13 protein-coding genes are annotated in these 14,377 nt (G+C 64.7%); 8 read left to right on the plus strand and 5 right to left on the minus strand.

The window, feature by feature from the left end; all coding sequences use genetic code 11:
* Positions 1-249 precede the first annotated feature (249 nt).
* The gene (acnA, locus tag TBIF_RS19425; protein ID WP_024796408.1) at positions 250-2,952 is read left to right on the plus strand and encodes an aconitate hydratase AcnA; all 2,703 of its coding nucleotides are present in this window, start codon (positions 250-252) and stop codon (positions 2,950-2,952) included.
* An 86-nt stretch (positions 2,953-3,038) separates the two neighbouring features.
* On the opposite strand, the gene TBIF_RS19430 is transcribed toward acnA, so the two are convergent.
* Both TBIF_RS19430 and TBIF_RS19435 read right to left on the minus strand, forming a co-directional pair.
* Complete coding sequence (locus tag TBIF_RS19430; RefSeq protein WP_148302339.1) at positions 3,039-3,623, minus strand: hypothetical protein; 585 nt, start codon at positions 3,621-3,623, stop codon at positions 3,039-3,041.
* Positions 3,620-4,378, minus strand: a complete 759-nt coding sequence (locus TBIF_RS19435) for a hypothetical protein (RefSeq protein WP_024796410.1) — start codon at positions 4,376-4,378, stop codon at positions 3,620-3,622. The genes TBIF_RS19430 and TBIF_RS19435 overlap by 4 nt, the downstream gene beginning before the upstream one ends.
* A 340-nt stretch (positions 4,379-4,718) precedes the next feature.
* Between TBIF_RS19435 and TBIF_RS19445 the strand changes: the two genes are divergently transcribed.
* The 3 genes from TBIF_RS19445 to TBIF_RS24640 all read left to right on the plus strand — a co-directional run bounded on the left by TBIF_RS19445 (position 4,719) and on the right by TBIF_RS24640 (position 6,422).
* Positions 4,719-5,285: a TetR/AcrR family transcriptional regulator gene (locus TBIF_RS19445; protein WP_024796411.1), complete on the plus strand. Its 567-nt coding sequence runs from the start codon at positions 4,719-4,721 to the stop codon at positions 5,283-5,285.
* 47 nt (positions 5,286-5,332) lie between these two features.
* On the plus strand, positions 5,333-5,662 hold the full coding sequence (locus tag TBIF_RS24635; RefSeq protein ID WP_051461659.1) for a hypothetical protein: 330 nt from the start codon (positions 5,333-5,335) through the stop codon (positions 5,660-5,662).
* A 211-nt stretch (positions 5,663-5,873) separates the two neighbouring features.
* On the plus strand, positions 5,874-6,422 hold the full coding sequence (locus TBIF_RS24640; protein WP_051461660.1) for a hypothetical protein: 549 nt from the start codon (positions 5,874-5,876) through the stop codon (positions 6,420-6,422).
* 23 nt (positions 6,423-6,445) lie between these two features.
* On the opposite strand, the gene TBIF_RS19455 is transcribed toward TBIF_RS24640, so the two are convergent.
* On the minus strand, positions 6,446-8,077 hold the full coding sequence (locus TBIF_RS19455; protein ID WP_024796412.1) for an ABC-F family ATP-binding cassette domain-containing protein: 1,632 nt from the start codon (positions 8,075-8,077) through the stop codon (positions 6,446-6,448).
* A gap of 256 nt (positions 8,078-8,333) precedes the next feature.
* On the opposite strand from TBIF_RS19455, the gene TBIF_RS19460 reads away from it, so the two are divergent.
* Positions 8,334-8,540: a hypothetical protein gene (locus TBIF_RS19460; protein WP_024796413.1), complete on the plus strand. Its 207-nt coding sequence runs from the start codon at positions 8,334-8,336 to the stop codon at positions 8,538-8,540.
* A gap of 150 nt (positions 8,541-8,690) precedes the next feature.
* Here TBIF_RS19460 and TBIF_RS25080 read toward each other — a convergent pair whose 3' ends face one another.
* Both TBIF_RS25080 and TBIF_RS25085 read right to left on the minus strand, forming a co-directional pair.
* Entirely contained in the window at positions 8,691-9,776 is a 1,086-nt protein-coding gene (locus tag TBIF_RS25080) for a lipid II:glycine glycyltransferase FemX (protein ID WP_084611802.1), read from the minus strand.
* Between the two features lie 383 nt (positions 9,777-10,159).
* Positions 10,160-11,140, minus strand: a complete 981-nt coding sequence (locus tag TBIF_RS25085; protein WP_307810584.1) for an alkane 1-monooxygenase — start codon at positions 11,138-11,140, stop codon at positions 10,160-10,162.
* 712 nt (positions 11,141-11,852) lie between these two features.
* Between TBIF_RS25085 and TBIF_RS19465 the strand changes: the two genes are divergently transcribed.
* From TBIF_RS19465 to TBIF_RS19475, 3 genes are read left to right on the plus strand one after another with little or no spacing between them, the layout of a single operon-like run.
* Positions 11,853-12,644, plus strand: a complete 792-nt coding sequence (locus TBIF_RS19465) for an SDR family oxidoreductase (protein WP_024796414.1) — start codon at positions 11,853-11,855, stop codon at positions 12,642-12,644.
* 2 nt (positions 12,645-12,646) lie between these two features.
* Complete coding sequence (locus TBIF_RS19470; protein ID WP_024796415.1) at positions 12,647-13,801, plus strand: lycopene cyclase family protein; 1,155 nt, start codon at positions 12,647-12,649, stop codon at positions 13,799-13,801.
* 46 nt (positions 13,802-13,847) lie between these two features.
* Entirely contained in the window at positions 13,848-14,336 is a 489-nt protein-coding gene (locus TBIF_RS19475) for an FBP domain-containing protein (protein WP_024796416.1), read from the plus strand.
* Positions 14,337-14,377: the final 41 nt, after the last annotated feature.

Consider the following 14,377-nt stretch of genomic DNA (forward strand, 5'->3'; position numbering starts at 1 on the left):
GGCGCCCCGGTCGTCATCCTAGGCACGTCCTGACCGTTCATTCCCAGCTGTCGGGGGCGTGTCCGCTTTCGGGTTGGACGGCGGCCGGCCCATGCCCCCGCAATACCCCTCGCGACCTCCTAGTACGTGCGTACTGTTAGGCTTTCAGCGAGCCGAGGCGCCGTCTGTCCAGTTAGACGCGCCCCGCGACTCGCGGAGCCGTCGGCGCAGTCCCGTCGATGGTGAGCCTCAATGACGAGTGGAGCTGACGTGACCACCAGTATTAATTCATTTGGCGCCCGCGGCACCCTTGAGGTCGGAGACAACTCTTATGAGGTTTTCCGGCTTTCAGCGGTTCCCGGCACCGAGAAGCTGCCCTATTCGCTGAAGGTTCTCGCTGAGAACCTGCTGCGTACCGAAGACGGTAAGAACATCACGGCGGACCACATCCGCCAGATCGCCAGCTGGGATCCCTCGGCCGAGCCGAGCATCGAGATCCAGTTCACCCCCGCCCGCGTGATCATGCAGGACTTCACGGGCGTCCCCTGCATCGTCGACCTCGCCACCATGCGCGAGGCCGTCACGGCCCTCGGCGGCGATCCGACCAAGGTCAACCCGCTCTCCCCCGCCGACATGGTCATCGACCACTCGGTCATCCTCGATGTCTTCGGCCAGTCCGACGCCCTCGAGCGCAACGTCGACCTCGAGTACCAGCGCAACGGCGAGCGTTACCAGTTCCTGCGCTGGGGCCAGGGCGCCTTCGACGACTTCAAGGTCGTCCCCCCGGGCATGGGCATCGTGCACCAGGTCAACATCGAGTACCTGGCGCCGACGGTCATGTCCCGCAACGGCCAGGCGTACCCGGACACCTGCGTCGGCACCGACTCGCACACCACCATGGTCAACGGCCTGGGTGTGCTGGGCTGGGGCGTCGGCGGCATCGAGGCAGAGGCGGCCATGCTCGGCCAGCCGGTCTCCATGCTGATCCCGCGCGTCGTCGGCTTCAAGCTCTCCGGCGAGATCAAGCCCGGCGTGACCGCAACCGACGTCGTGCTCACCGCCACCCAGATGCTGCGCAAGCACGGCGTCGTCGGCAAGTTCGTCGAGTTCTACGGCAAGGGCGTCGCCGAGGTCCCCCTCGCGAACCGCGCGACCCTGGGCAACATGAGCCCCGAGTTCGGCTCCACCGCCGCAATCTTCCCGATTGACGGCGAGACCATCGAATACCTGCGCCTCACCGGCCGCAGCGACGAGCAGCTCGCGCTCGTCGAGGCGTACGCCAAGGAGCAGGGCCTGTGGCACAACCCTGACGTTGAGCCCATCTTCTCCGAGTACATCGAGCTGGACCTGAGCACCGTCGTCCCGTCGATCGCCGGCCCGAAGCGCCCGCAGGACCGCATCCTGCTCTCGGCGTCGAAGGAAGCCTTCGCCAGCGACATCGTCAACTACACCGACGACAAGGACGCGCAGGGCCGCTCGAGCAAGCCGGTCAAGGTCCGCACCGCCGAGGGCGAGTTCGAGCTGGACCACGGCGCCGTCGTCGTCGCGGGCATCACGTCCTGCACCAACACGTCGAACCCGTCCGTCATGCTCGGCGCCGCGATCCTCGCGCGCAACGCGGTGGAGAAGGGCCTGACCACCAAGCCCTGGGTCAAGACCAACATGGCCCCCGGCTCGCAGGTCGTCACCGACTACTACGAGAAGGCCGGCCTGTGGCCGTACCTCGAGAAGCTCGGCTACTACCTCGGCGGCTACGGCTGCACCACGTGCATCGGCAACACCGGGCCGCTGCCCCTGCCGATCTCGAAGGCGATCAACGATAACGACCTCTCGGTCACCGCCGTGCTCTCGGGCAACCGCAACTTCGAGGGTCGCATCTCCCCCGACGTCAAGATGAACTACCTGGCCTCCCCGCCGCTGGTCATCGCGTACGGCATCGCCGGCACGATGGACTTCGACTTCGAGACCGACTCGCTTGGCGACGACACCGAGGGCAACCCGGTCTTCCTGAAGGACATCTGGCCGTCCACCCAGGAGATCGAGGACACCATCAAGTCCTCGATCAGCCAGGACATGTTCCGCAAGTCCTACGAGACCATCTTCGCGGGCGACCACCGCTGGCAGGGCCTGTCCACCCCCGAGGGCGACACCTTCGAGTGGGACGAGAAGTCCACCTACGTCCGCAAGGCGCCGTACTTCGACGGCATGACGATGGACCCGGCCCCGGTCGAGAACATCACGGGCGCACGCGTTCTCGCGCTGCTCGGCGACTCGGTCACCACCGACCACATCAGCCCGGCTGGCCCGATTAAGCCCGGCACCCCCGCCGCGCAGTACCTGGATGCCAACGGCGTCGAGGCCAAGGACTACAACTCCCTGGGCTCGCGTCGCGGCAACCACGAGGTCATGATCCGCGGCACGTTCGCGAACATCCGGCTGCGCAACCAGCTGCTGGACGCGATCGTGGAGGGCGGCGTCGCTGGCGGCTACACGCGTGACTTCACGCAGGCCGACGGCCCGCAGGCGTTCATCTACGACGCCTCGGAGAACTACCAGGCCGCGGGTATCCCGCTCGTCGTGCTCGGCGGCAAGGAGTACGGCTCCGGCAGCTCACGCGACTGGGCCGCCAAGGGCACCGCACTGCTCGGCGTCAAGGCCGTCATCACGGAGTCCTTCGAGCGCATCCACCGCTCGAACCTGATCGGCATGGGCGTCGTCCCGCTGCAGTACCCGGCCGGCCAGTCGGCCGCGTCGCTGGGCCTGGACGGCACCGAGACCTTCGACATCGAGGGCATCACCACCCTCAACGAGGGCACCACGCCCAAGACGATGAAGGTCACCGCCACCAAGCTCGACGGCTCCGTCGTCGTGTTCGACGGGGACGTCCGCATCGACACCCCCGGCGAGGCGGACTACTACCGCCACGGCGGCATCCTGCAGTACGTCCTGCGGAACATGGTCAACGCCGGATAGCCAGCTAGACCAAGAAAAGGACTGCCGGTGTGCGGGAGGAAAAATCCTCCCGCACACCGGCAGTCCCTATTTTCAGCGTTCAGGCTTCAGCCTCGACGTAGATGGCTCCAGATCGCGATCGCGGCGGCGATCGCCAGCATCGACACCGTCGCATACAGACCCGCGCCGAAGGACCAGCCCAGGGGCATCGCCTCGGTGGAGTCGACACTCATGCCATCCATGACGCCACTGAGGCTGTTCATCGGTCGGATCGCCAAGAACACCACAAGCAGCAGCGCGACAACGCTGGACAGGCCCGAGAGCGCCACCAGAGACTTGGACGAATAGCCGGCCAGGAGAGCGCCGCCCGCGAACAGCGCGAGGATCAGCGCGAGTGGGATCGCCGCGGAGATCAACAACGAGGACGACAGGAAGTCGTAATATCCGAAGTCGATGGCTGCCGTGCCATTTCCGATGAGCTCCAGTTCGCTACTGCTGAAGTCGTCGCCGAAGTTCTCGATCAGCGCGTCGCTCTCCAGCGTGAAGGTGACCAACGGTAGCAGCGTGCAGCCCAGTCCGATAATGGCGGCACCCGCGAGCATCGAGCCCAGCAGCGTGTCATTGACCGATCCAGCAGATGGCCTGGCCGCCGCGGGCGGGTAGCCGGGCACATACCTCAGCTGGCCACTCACCAGTTCTGCCCTGCCTGAGGCTGCCACCCGGGTGGAGGGCTCCCCTGCGGCGGCGCCATCGGGGCCGGGCCGGGCTGGGGCACCCCATACCCGCCCGGTGGCTGGCTGCCGACGGGCGGCATCGACTGGCGCGCGGCGCCCGGGTTGCGATTGCCCCGCTCGGCCAGAATATAGATGTAGAGGGCGGCGGCAGCGCCCAGGATTCCGAAGACGAGAGCGAGGATCAGGCCGACACCCGGTGAAATCGGCACCACCGTATCGATCAGCCTGTTGAGATCGGAGGTTCCAGCCTCATCCTTCAACTCGCGGGCAAGCTCCCCGGTCACGTTGATGCCCGGCATTGGCCCGGCGAACATCAGAACGATGGCGACCACAGTCGCGGCGAGTGTGAAGAATGCGGGCAGGACCGGCTTCTGGTTCTGCCCGCGAAAGAGCATCGGCAGCGCCGTCAATCCGGCGATCAGCATGAACATGGGGATGGCCACCGCGATGATCGGCGCCTGGAACGGCACACTGTCATAGAACCCCAGGCCGATCGACAGGGTCCCGCTGGGCGCGTCGCTGCCGGAGAAATCCCAACTGGTCGGCGTGACCTTGGCCGAGTACAGGCTGAACAGGGATGCGATCAACGTCCCCAGTCCGGCAAGCACAATGACCAGGGCGGCGATGCGTGGTGGTGGCCAGGAGCTGGGTATCGAGGGGTAGCTCTGTTGCTGGAACTGCTGTTGGAACTGCTGCGGCAGCGGCTGCCCCATCGGCGGGCCATACTGCATTTGCGGACCGCCGTGGACCGGCTGGTGCGGGATAGGTCCGGGACCCTGCTGGTACTGCGGGGCTCCGGTGGGCTGATTGGGGCCCCCGGGTAATCCCACCGTCTCATCGTTCATTGATCGCTTCCATCCCCATCTGTAAAATGCCGTCGGCGACGACAGCCCGCCCGGCATCGTCAGGTTGATAGATACGGGCCCCCGAGAACACTGGGCCGTGCCCCACGAGGACGGCCCAGATGGAGTCCGAAGCTAGCATGCGGGAACTGGCTGGTCCACCCACGCCATCCCGTAACGTACGTACGGCTTGGAAGACTATGATCAAGTGGTGCCCCGGGTAAGCGAGAAACACCGCAATGTGCGACGGACCCAGATCCTGGATGGCGCGCGCCTGTGCTTCGGCGAGTATGGGTACGAGGGCGCGACCGTCCGACGCCTCGAGGAGGCCACCCAGCTCTCCCGCGGCGCGATCTTCCACCACTTCCGCGACAAAGAGGCGCTATTCCTCGAACTCGCGCAGGATGACGCCCACAAGATGGCCGACACCGTCGCCGAGCAGGGCCTAGTGCAGGTGATGCGCGATGTCCTCACCCACCCCGAGCGCTTCGACTGGCTAGGCACTCGGCTGGAGATGGCACGGCGGCTACGCACTGACCCGGACTTCCGGGAGCGGTGGTTCGAACGCTCCCAGGACCTGACAACCGCCACGAACGAGCGGTTGCGGCAGCAGAAGGCCGCTGGTCGCCTGCGCGACGACGTCCCCCACGAGGTGCTCCAGGACTACCTGGAGCTGGTGCTCGACGGGCTGATCAGCAGGCTAGCCGCCGGATACGGGACCGAAAACCTGTCCGCGGTGCTCGACATGGTCGAGAAGTCCGTCCGCAAGCGCGACTAGGGTCTGATCGGCGGCAGCGTCCCAGGTCAGTTGAATAGACTGTCGCCATGTCATCGAACAAAGTCAGCCGTCGCACTTTCCTCGTGGGCGCTGCGGTCACTGCCGCGACCGCCCTGGCGGCGACGAAGGCCACAGGGTCCGTGCCGTCCGGCCTGGGGGCGCCGGCCACCTCGGACCCGACAATCACCGCGCGCCAGCGGTTCTTCGGCGTGGAGAACGTTGACGCCAGCACCGGCGCGGTCGACCCGGGCAAGGCAATTCTCTCGTGGTTTGGAGTCTCCAACTTCGCGATGGCCATCGGCGGCAACATCGTGCTTCTCGACGCCTGGGTCCCCCGCGGCGGATTCTCGAACTACGTGCCCACCAGCCCCCGCTGAACTGGCCACGCTGGCCCCGAGCCACATCCTCATCGGGCACGGCGACTTCGACCACGCGGCGGACGCCGCGGATATCGCCACGCAATGCGGCGCAACCGTCGTCGGTACCACCGAGCACTGCCAGCAGATATCTCAGCAGGCGGGGCGGGAGCTTCGGACCCACTCGCTCGACGGCGATCGCATCGACTTCTCTCTGCCGGGGGGCGTCGTCGTGCGCGCCGTGCGGCACCTGCACTCGGCGCTGCGGCCCCCAACCGGCGCACAGCCCCCGCTCGTCCTCACGCCCGATTTCACGCCGAGCCTCGAACATCCGCCGACGCAGCAGGACATCGAGCACCTCGCGGCGCATCTGGGCGACGACCAGGGCGGATCGCTGCTGTATCAGTTCCAGCTCGGTGACTTCGTGCTCACCTGGCATGACACCTCTGGCCCTATCGCCAGCGACGCGCCGGACGCCCTCGAGCGACTGCGCGCGCTGCCCGCGTCGACCGTGCAGATTGGCTCCATCCAGGGCTTTGGCCAGTACACCAATGGCCTCAGCGATCCCCTCGACTACGTCGAGGCCCTGCGGCCCGGGATCTTTGTGCCCGCCCACCACGACAATTGGCTCGCGCCGCTGTCCGCACCGGCGCTCGCATACGAGCCTCGATTGCGGCAGGCCCTCGCGGGGCTGCCGAATCCGCCCGAGTTGCGGATGATCACCGACCCCGCGGACTATGTGCGACCCGCCGCGTTGACATTCGATATCGCGCGGAGGTAGCTAGCGAGGAGGTGGCCAATCGGTTAGGCCAACTGGATGAGCTCGAGGTACTCCTCGGACCAGTGGTCCTCGGTGCCGTCCGGCAGCAGGATGACGCGCTCCGGGTTGAGCGCCTCGGCCGCGCCGGCATCGTGGGTCACGAGCACCACGGCACCCTCATAACTGCGGAGCGCCTCCAGCACCTGCTCGCGAGAGACCGGGTCGAGGTTGTTTGTCGGCTCGTCGAGGAGCAGGACGTTCGCCGCCGAGGAGACTAGCCCCGCCAGCGCAAGACGCGTCTTCTCGCCACCGGACAGGGTGCCAGCCGGCTGCTCGAGCTGCGGACCGGTGAACATGAACGCCCCGAGCAGCCCGCGCAGGTCCTGCTCGCCGGCGTCGGGCGCGGCGTGCCGGATATTCTCCCACACCGAGGTGCTGTCGTCGATCGTGTCGTGCTCCTGGGCGAAGTAGCCGATCTTCAGGCCGCGGCCCGGCTCGATGGTGCCGCCGTCGGACTGCTGCGCGCCGGCGAGAATGCGCAGGAGCGTCGTCTTGCCCGCGCCATTGAGCCCGAGGATGACGACGCGGCTGCCCTTGTCGATCGCGAGGTCCACGCCAGTGAAGATCTCCAGCGAGCCGTAGACCTTGGTCAGGCCCTTCGCCATGAGTGGGGTCTTGCCGCAGGGCGCAGGGCTGGGGAACTTGATCCGCGCCACCTTGTCGGACACCCGCTCAGCGTCGAGGTTCTCGATCATCCGATCAGCGCGCTTGAGCATGTTCTGCGAGGCGACGGCCTTGGTGGCCTTGGCGCCCATCTTCGCGGCCTGGATGCGCAGGGCCCCGGCCTTCTTCTCTGCGTTGGCCCGCTCGCGCCGGCGACGCTGCTCGTCGGTGGCCCGCGCGTCGAGATACTTCTTCCAGGTCATGTTGTAGATGTCGGCCTCGCCGCGCACCGCGTCGAGGAACCAGACGCGGTTGACGACGTCGTTGAGCAGGTCCACGTCGTGGCTAATAATGATCAGCCCGCCATCGTGGCCCATCAGGAACGCACGCAGCCACACGATGGAGTCGGCGTCGAGGTGGTTCGTCGGCTCGTCGAGCAGCAAGGTGGTGCCGGACTTGCCCCCGCTACCGTCGGAGGAGGCGAACAGGATCCGTGCGAGCTCGACCCGTCGGCGCTGTCCACCGGAGAGCGTGTTCAGCTCCTGGTCCAGCACCCGGTCCGGCAGACCCAGGTTGTTGCAGATGCGGGCAGCCTCGGCCTCTGCCTGGTAGCCGCCGAGGGAGGAGAAGCGGTCCTCGAGCTGGCCGAACCTGTTGATCGCCTTGGTCAGATCATCGTCGTCGACGGCCTCCGCCATGGCGATCTGGGCCTTCTCCATCGAGTTCATGATCTCGTCCAGCCCGCGCGCGGACAGGACCCGGTTCTTCGCGGACATGTCCAGGTGGCCCTCGCGGGGGTCCTGGGGCAGGTAGCCCATCTCGCCACTGCGGGTGATGGTGCCGGCGTACGGCTCGCCCTCCCCCGCCAGGATGCGCAGCGTCGTGGTCTTGCCGGCGCCGTTGCGCCCCACCAGGCCGATGCGATCGCCCGCCTGCACCCGGAGCGCCGAGCCCGGCGCCGTCAACAGGGTCCGGACCCCGGCGCGTACCTCGAGGTCGGTTGCGGTGATCACTGAATGTCTCCTGACGGTGGTACTGCGGGGCGAAGTGCGTTGCGTGCGGGCCGGCGGCGTCTGGACGCGTGGGCACACACCAAGTTGCCAGTTTACCGGCTATTTCTGCCGTCGATCACCACTTGTCTGTGGCATTGGCCGCTTTACGGGTGAACGGCGGCGGCCCTCGCCTAGGGACGAGCGCTGGCCCGCATATCGTCAATCTGACTAGTGGCCCGGTCGATTCAGGGGCTACAACGGTCTGAGCTGGGTCGATATGGATTCACGCGGCCTCTCCGGCGATCGGCGGATCTCCATGTACGACATCGACGGCCATATCGACGGCCATTACGCCTCCGTCAGGACCGCGCGCAGATTCCACCTGCGCGCCGAGGTTCCCTCTTGCACCGCCCGGAGCGCCGATGGCGGCATCGAGGTGAGGCTCGGCAGACTGCGCTGGCGCGTCGGCCACCAGGATCTGTAACCGGACCTCACCTGTTGACGAAACCCACGGCCCGTCGGGCTCACAGAGATGGCGGATCACGTCGGAGTCCTACAGTCCGTCTACGATTCCCAGTGGGTTCTGAACTCCCACCGACTCACGGGCCGCCTATCAATAGGATGAAGTCAGTCTTCATTGTTCGGAATGTGTGGAAAGCATCTTAAGGCTTCCTAGCGAATTCCTTACTGAGCGCGTGATGCCAGCCGCGGTCGGAATTGCCCACCTCCGGTTCAACCACACATAATCAGGATTGGGACGGGCCGTCCGCCCTAGTACCCGATTCAGGCCCGGGGACACCATCAAACGACCATTGACTATTTCGACCTGACGCATCAGCCAGCCGCGGATTGGATGGGCCGAAATTTGGTAGGCCCCAATATAGTCCACTATCTCGTCGCTGAACGCAGTCTTGAACTGACCAACCCCCTGCCTCGGATGCGCGGGATTCAAGGCATGTTCCGTCGACGGGGTCCCGTCCAAATCGTAGCGCACGCACCCTTGCTCGCGCGCCCACCGCATGATTTCCCATTGCATAATATATGCGGCCCCGGTGGAGCCAAGCCCACATTCTCCAGCTTCGCCGGGCTCCTTCCTGAGTGATCCCGCGCCCAAATACAATGCATTGGGGCCGAAAGTCGCCACAAAAGCAGTCGCTACAATCTCACCCTCATGAAGGGCGAAGAACAATTGGCCATTATTTGATGCCTCAAATCTCTGAAATAGCGATATTGATGCGCTCCGATTAGGAATCGAAAACCTGCCCCCACTTGTCGCATTTAACATATCGAACATTATTTCGCAGTTCGCAACAGTAGCGTCAACTTGCTCAATAGTCACCCCCGCACGGCCAGCTCTCCGTATCGACTTCCTAGCTCGCTTTTTGAATCTCGCAAATACTTCGTCCTCAGTCCCCGAAAGATCAACGATCACTGTATGGTCGTCCAGCCACGCAGGCACCCGACGCAGACCGCTGTCAAAGAGCAGGTCCTCGCCAACCGCATCCGATCTAATCTGGGTACGCACCCTGACCGCTGAGATACCATTTTTCCTAGCAAAAAGTGCCAGTGGACGCTTGAGGTCTAATAGCTCAATGGTCGTCGAGACCGGAGGACCAAAAAGCACCCACATCGATCCAAATGCCGAGACATTCACACGGAATCCCGTGACAGCAAAATTATCTACGATCAAATAAACTGGCAAATAGCCCTGCAGCACCATGCCGTCAATATTGGCCGCACTGCGGTATACCGTTCCCTCATCGGGGTTCTGAAGTACCAAATCGTCCCATTGATCAACCTCAGCGGAACTTGCGAATCTAACCCTCGACGTCTCGCCGGCGGACAGACCCGAATATTTTCCATATCTATGCTGCAATGTTGGCCCCTTCAATGCAAAACCCCCTATAGCTCGCACGATCAACTGCCCTCCGGTTGGGCGGCCAGGTCACATTGGTACACCTCTGCAATAGGCTCTAACACCACCGTACAGGGGAAATCCTCTTAAACTCTGGAGTGCGTCTTCCCAACTACAATGGGCATGATGTCAACGCAGATCGCCAGGCACTACACTTTCCCCGCCATCAAGCTTCGCCAATTCATCGGTCAATCGGCGGAGCTACCGCGACCATCATCAGGATCAAGGCTTGCGGACAACGGGCCATATTTGCGCACTATTTTGTCACGCCTAGACGGTTGAATATTGATCTTGGTTAGATCGCCATCATAGTGCGCGAGAACTCTCGGATCCATTACCCGTCGCCACAACGGCGGTGCCAATGAGAGAAGCACCATCAACGCATACCCAACTGGCAACTGTGGCGCATCATCCAATGAACGAAGTACCTGGTACCGGCGTCGTGGATATGTATGGTGGTCCGAATGCCGCTGCAAGTTAAACAAGAATAGATTGCTACACAGATGGTCCCCGTTCCAACTATGCTGACTGGATATCTGTGTCCGCCGGCCGTTGGCTGAGAGTGGACGAAGCAGTCCATAGTGCTCGATATAGTTGACCGCCTCAAGGACGAGAACCGCGAGAACCGCCTGTAGAGCTATCCAGGGCAGCATTCTCCAACCGAACACCCCGAGGATGACCCCGTATATGACCAGGCTCGTCAGCCATGAGTGTAAAATATTATTGTGTGGACCCCAAAACCGCTCACCTTGACGCTGGAGTCTTGCCGATTCCAGACGTATTCCGGATGCAAGACCACCGAATACGGCCCGCGGGAAGAATGCCCACACTGACTCTCCAAAGCGCGCAGACGCCGGGTCGTCCGGTGTCGCGACATTCACATGATGGCCAACATTATGTTCGATTAAGAAATGCCCATAGAAGGACTGCGCCAACGCAAGTTTGGCCAGCGATCTCTCAATTCGTGACTTTTTATGCCCCAGCTCGTGTGCCACGTTAATGGCCACTGCCCCGCTAACGCCGAGGGTGATGGAGAGCCCTGCACGTTCCCCAGTCGTCATTTGATCATATGCGAGGCACCAAAATCCGAAGAATAGCCCGAAATACTGCACGGGCACATAAATGTAGGTGCACCAGCGGTAGTATTTGTCGTTCGACACCTCGCCCATCCTGGACTCAGGCGGCGCTGTCGTATTCGTCCCTGTCGCCAGGTCCGCGAGTGGGATCATCACCACGAATAGGTATCCACCGAACCCCCACAGCACCCCGCTAACGCTGTGCGCGAGCGCCCACGCGATAATCGGCCCGGCTGCGGCAACGATCCCTAGCGGCCATAGGTACCGAATAGGGTCTCTCCAGCGAGTTCGGGCATCAGCAACCTGTTTCGCGTTCTTCTGCGGCCGATTGGCCGCTGGCTGATACCGTTGCATAAGCTCTCCTCAGCCAAGAGTGCTTGGAACCTTCTACCCTCATGAGGGCCCCAAGCAGTCCCGACCTTTGTCCGCACCGAGTCCACAACTCGCCGCCGGTCAATGGCTACCATATCAACCCGGCAGCGTTCTGGCCTCTCAGCGACCGCCGATCCTCCACCATTTCGGGCATGGGTCATCAAGTCGCCGGAAATTTACGAAATTACAGAAGCCCCCCTCGGACTTAGCCCACGATATCCAGTTAGTGGGCTCCCCCTGGGCGTGCGGAAGCCACCACGACATGGCCGTTCAGCGACCAAGTGATTGCCGATGCGTTCACTTCGGCCCCTGCTGGCTCGTCCATATGCTGAGAGCGCGGACAAATCGCCACCGTGAACTGGGATCGATCATACGCAAGCCAGTATGAATGGCCTCGACGTGCCTCCCCTGCTCCAGTTAGTGCAGAGCTAATATGTCCGGTATGACGTCTACCACTCCCCGAACCCAGGACCTCGCCGGCCGCACTGCCCTCGTCACCGGCGGCAGCAGGGGCATCGGCCTCGCCATCGCGACGGAATTCCTCTCCCGCGGCGCCGCCGTCACCATCACTGGCCGCAAGCAGGACGCGCTCGACGTCGCCGCCGCCGATCTGGGCGCCCACGCCGACCCAAGCCGTGTGCTGGCGATCGCCGGGAACACCGGCGACGAGTCCGCCCGCGCGAGCGCGGTGACCAGAACCATCGAGCAGTTCGGGTCGCTGGACATCCTCATCAACAACACCGGAGTGAATCCCGTGTTCGGCCCGCTGATGGACGCGGATCTGGGCGGGGTGAAGAAGATCTTCGACACGAATGTGGTGGCGGCACTTGGCTATGTGCAGCAGGCCTATCACGGCTGGATGGCAGAGCATGGCGGGTCGGTGATTAACATCGCGAGTGTCGCCGGGCTGCGGTCGAGCGGGGTCATCTCCGCCTATGGCGCGTCCAAGGCCGCGCTGATCCGCCTCACCGAGGAGCTCGCCTGGCAGCTGGGGCCCAAGATCAGAGTGAACGCCGTGGCGCCGGGCATCGTGAAGACCGCTTTCGCCTCGATGCTGGTCGACGGCCGCGAGGAGCAGGCATCCGCCGCCTACCCGATGGGCCGGCTGGGCACGCCCGAGGACATTGCCAAGATGGTGGGCTTCCTCGTCTCCGACGACGCCTCGTGGGTGACCGGCGAGACCATCCGCGTCGACGGCGGACTCCTCGCGACCGGCGTGATCTAACGGTGGCCGCCCCGGAGGCCGAGCCCGATGTCGTGATTGTCGGACTCGGTCCCGCCGGGCGCGCGCTGGCGCATCGTTGCGCGGTGGCCGGGCTGACGGTCGTTGCCGTCGATCCGCACCCTGAGCAGCCGTGGCGGTCCACCTACGGCGCGTGGGCCGACGAGTTGCCCGAGTGGGTGGCCCCCGAGGCGATCGGTGCGGTCGCCGACGCGCCGGCAGTACAGACCGGCGAGGCCCGCCTCCTGCCTCGGCCGTATGTGGTGTTCGACTCCCCCGCCCTGCAGCGCTCGCTCTCCCTAAGCGGAGTCCACGTGATCGCGCAGCGGGCCGCGGTTCTCGCCCAACATCGGGTGCTGTTGCGGGATGGATCCGAGATTTCCGCGCCGGTGGTCGTCGACGCCCGCGGGCTCCTCGGGCAGGCGGGCGTGCCGGAGCAGACCGCGTACGGGATTGTCGTCGCCACCGCGACTGCAGCCCCCGCGCTGCAGGGACAGCAGGCCTGGTTCATGGACTGGCGGCAGGACTACCGAGACTCCACCACCACCAGCTTCTCCGATGGCGCACCCAGCTTCCTGTACGCCGTGCCGTTGTCCGCCGACCGCGTGCTGCTGGAAGAGACCTGCTTGGCTGGCCAGCCCGCGACCGCGGTAGGCGAGCTCAAGAGCCGACTGTATGCCCGCTTACAGAGTCGGGGCGTGCAGTTATCCGGGGACGAAGTCGTGGAGATCGTACGTTTCCCCCTGCACCCCCGCGGCAAGCCGTCCCCAGACGCCTATGGCGCGTGCTCTGGCATGGCGCACCCCGCCACCGGGTACAGCGTCGCCGCCGCACTGACGTGGGCAGACGCCACCGCGGCCGCGGTCGCCCGAGGTGAGCGGGTCTGTGTCGCGCTGTGGCCGCGCGGATCCAAGACCGTGCGGGCGATGCGTCTACGGGGTCTCGCCGCGCTCCTCGCGCTGCCGCCCGCGGACTTGCCGAGGTTCTTCCACGCTTTCTTCGCGCTGCCGGTCCATCGCCAGCGGGACTTCCTGTCCAACCGCACATCCATCGCCGCCACCGCCGCCGCGATGGCCGGGGTATTCGCCCGGCTGCCGGGCCGGACTCGGGTCCGGGTCGCGGCGGCCACCGTGGGGCTGGCCGGGCGCACAATTCGATAGTGTGGACGGGCTCAGACCGCTAGCCCGTAGGAGGCGCGTACCCGCCATGGAGCCGATCACCGATCTCGACATCAGGCCGTCGTTCATCAATTGTTCGAAGGGCGCCGCCAAACGGCTCCACACGCCACGAGACCTCGCGGACCAGCCGTGGGCGGACCTCGACTTCCTCGGCTGGACTGACCCGGCCTCCCCCGGCCGCAGTTACCTCGTCTATCCGGGCAGCAGCGGACTGGTCGGCCTTGCCCTGCGCTATGAGAAGGGCGCCACCAGGCGTGCCCAGATGTGCTCGGTCTGTCTGACCACCCATCCCAATGGCGCCGTCCGACTGATGGCCGCGCAGAAGGCGGGCGAGGCGGGTCGGCGCGGGGACACTGTCGGCATCTACATGTGCGCCGACCTCGACTGCTCCCTGTACGCCCGCCGCAAGAAGAGTCCGTCGATGGGTCGGCTGTTCCGTGAGGACTTCGACTCGGACGAGCGGGTGCAGCAGATCCGCGCAAAGGTCGAGGGGTTCATCGCCCGGATCGAAGGCTGACTGCTCGGGCCGACCATGTTCGGGGCCGGGGCCCCGCGGCC

This window comes from Tomitella biformata AHU 1821, assembly GCF_000524475.1.
Lineage (GTDB): Bacteria > Actinomycetota > Actinomycetes > Mycobacteriales > Mycobacteriaceae > Tomitella > Tomitella biformata.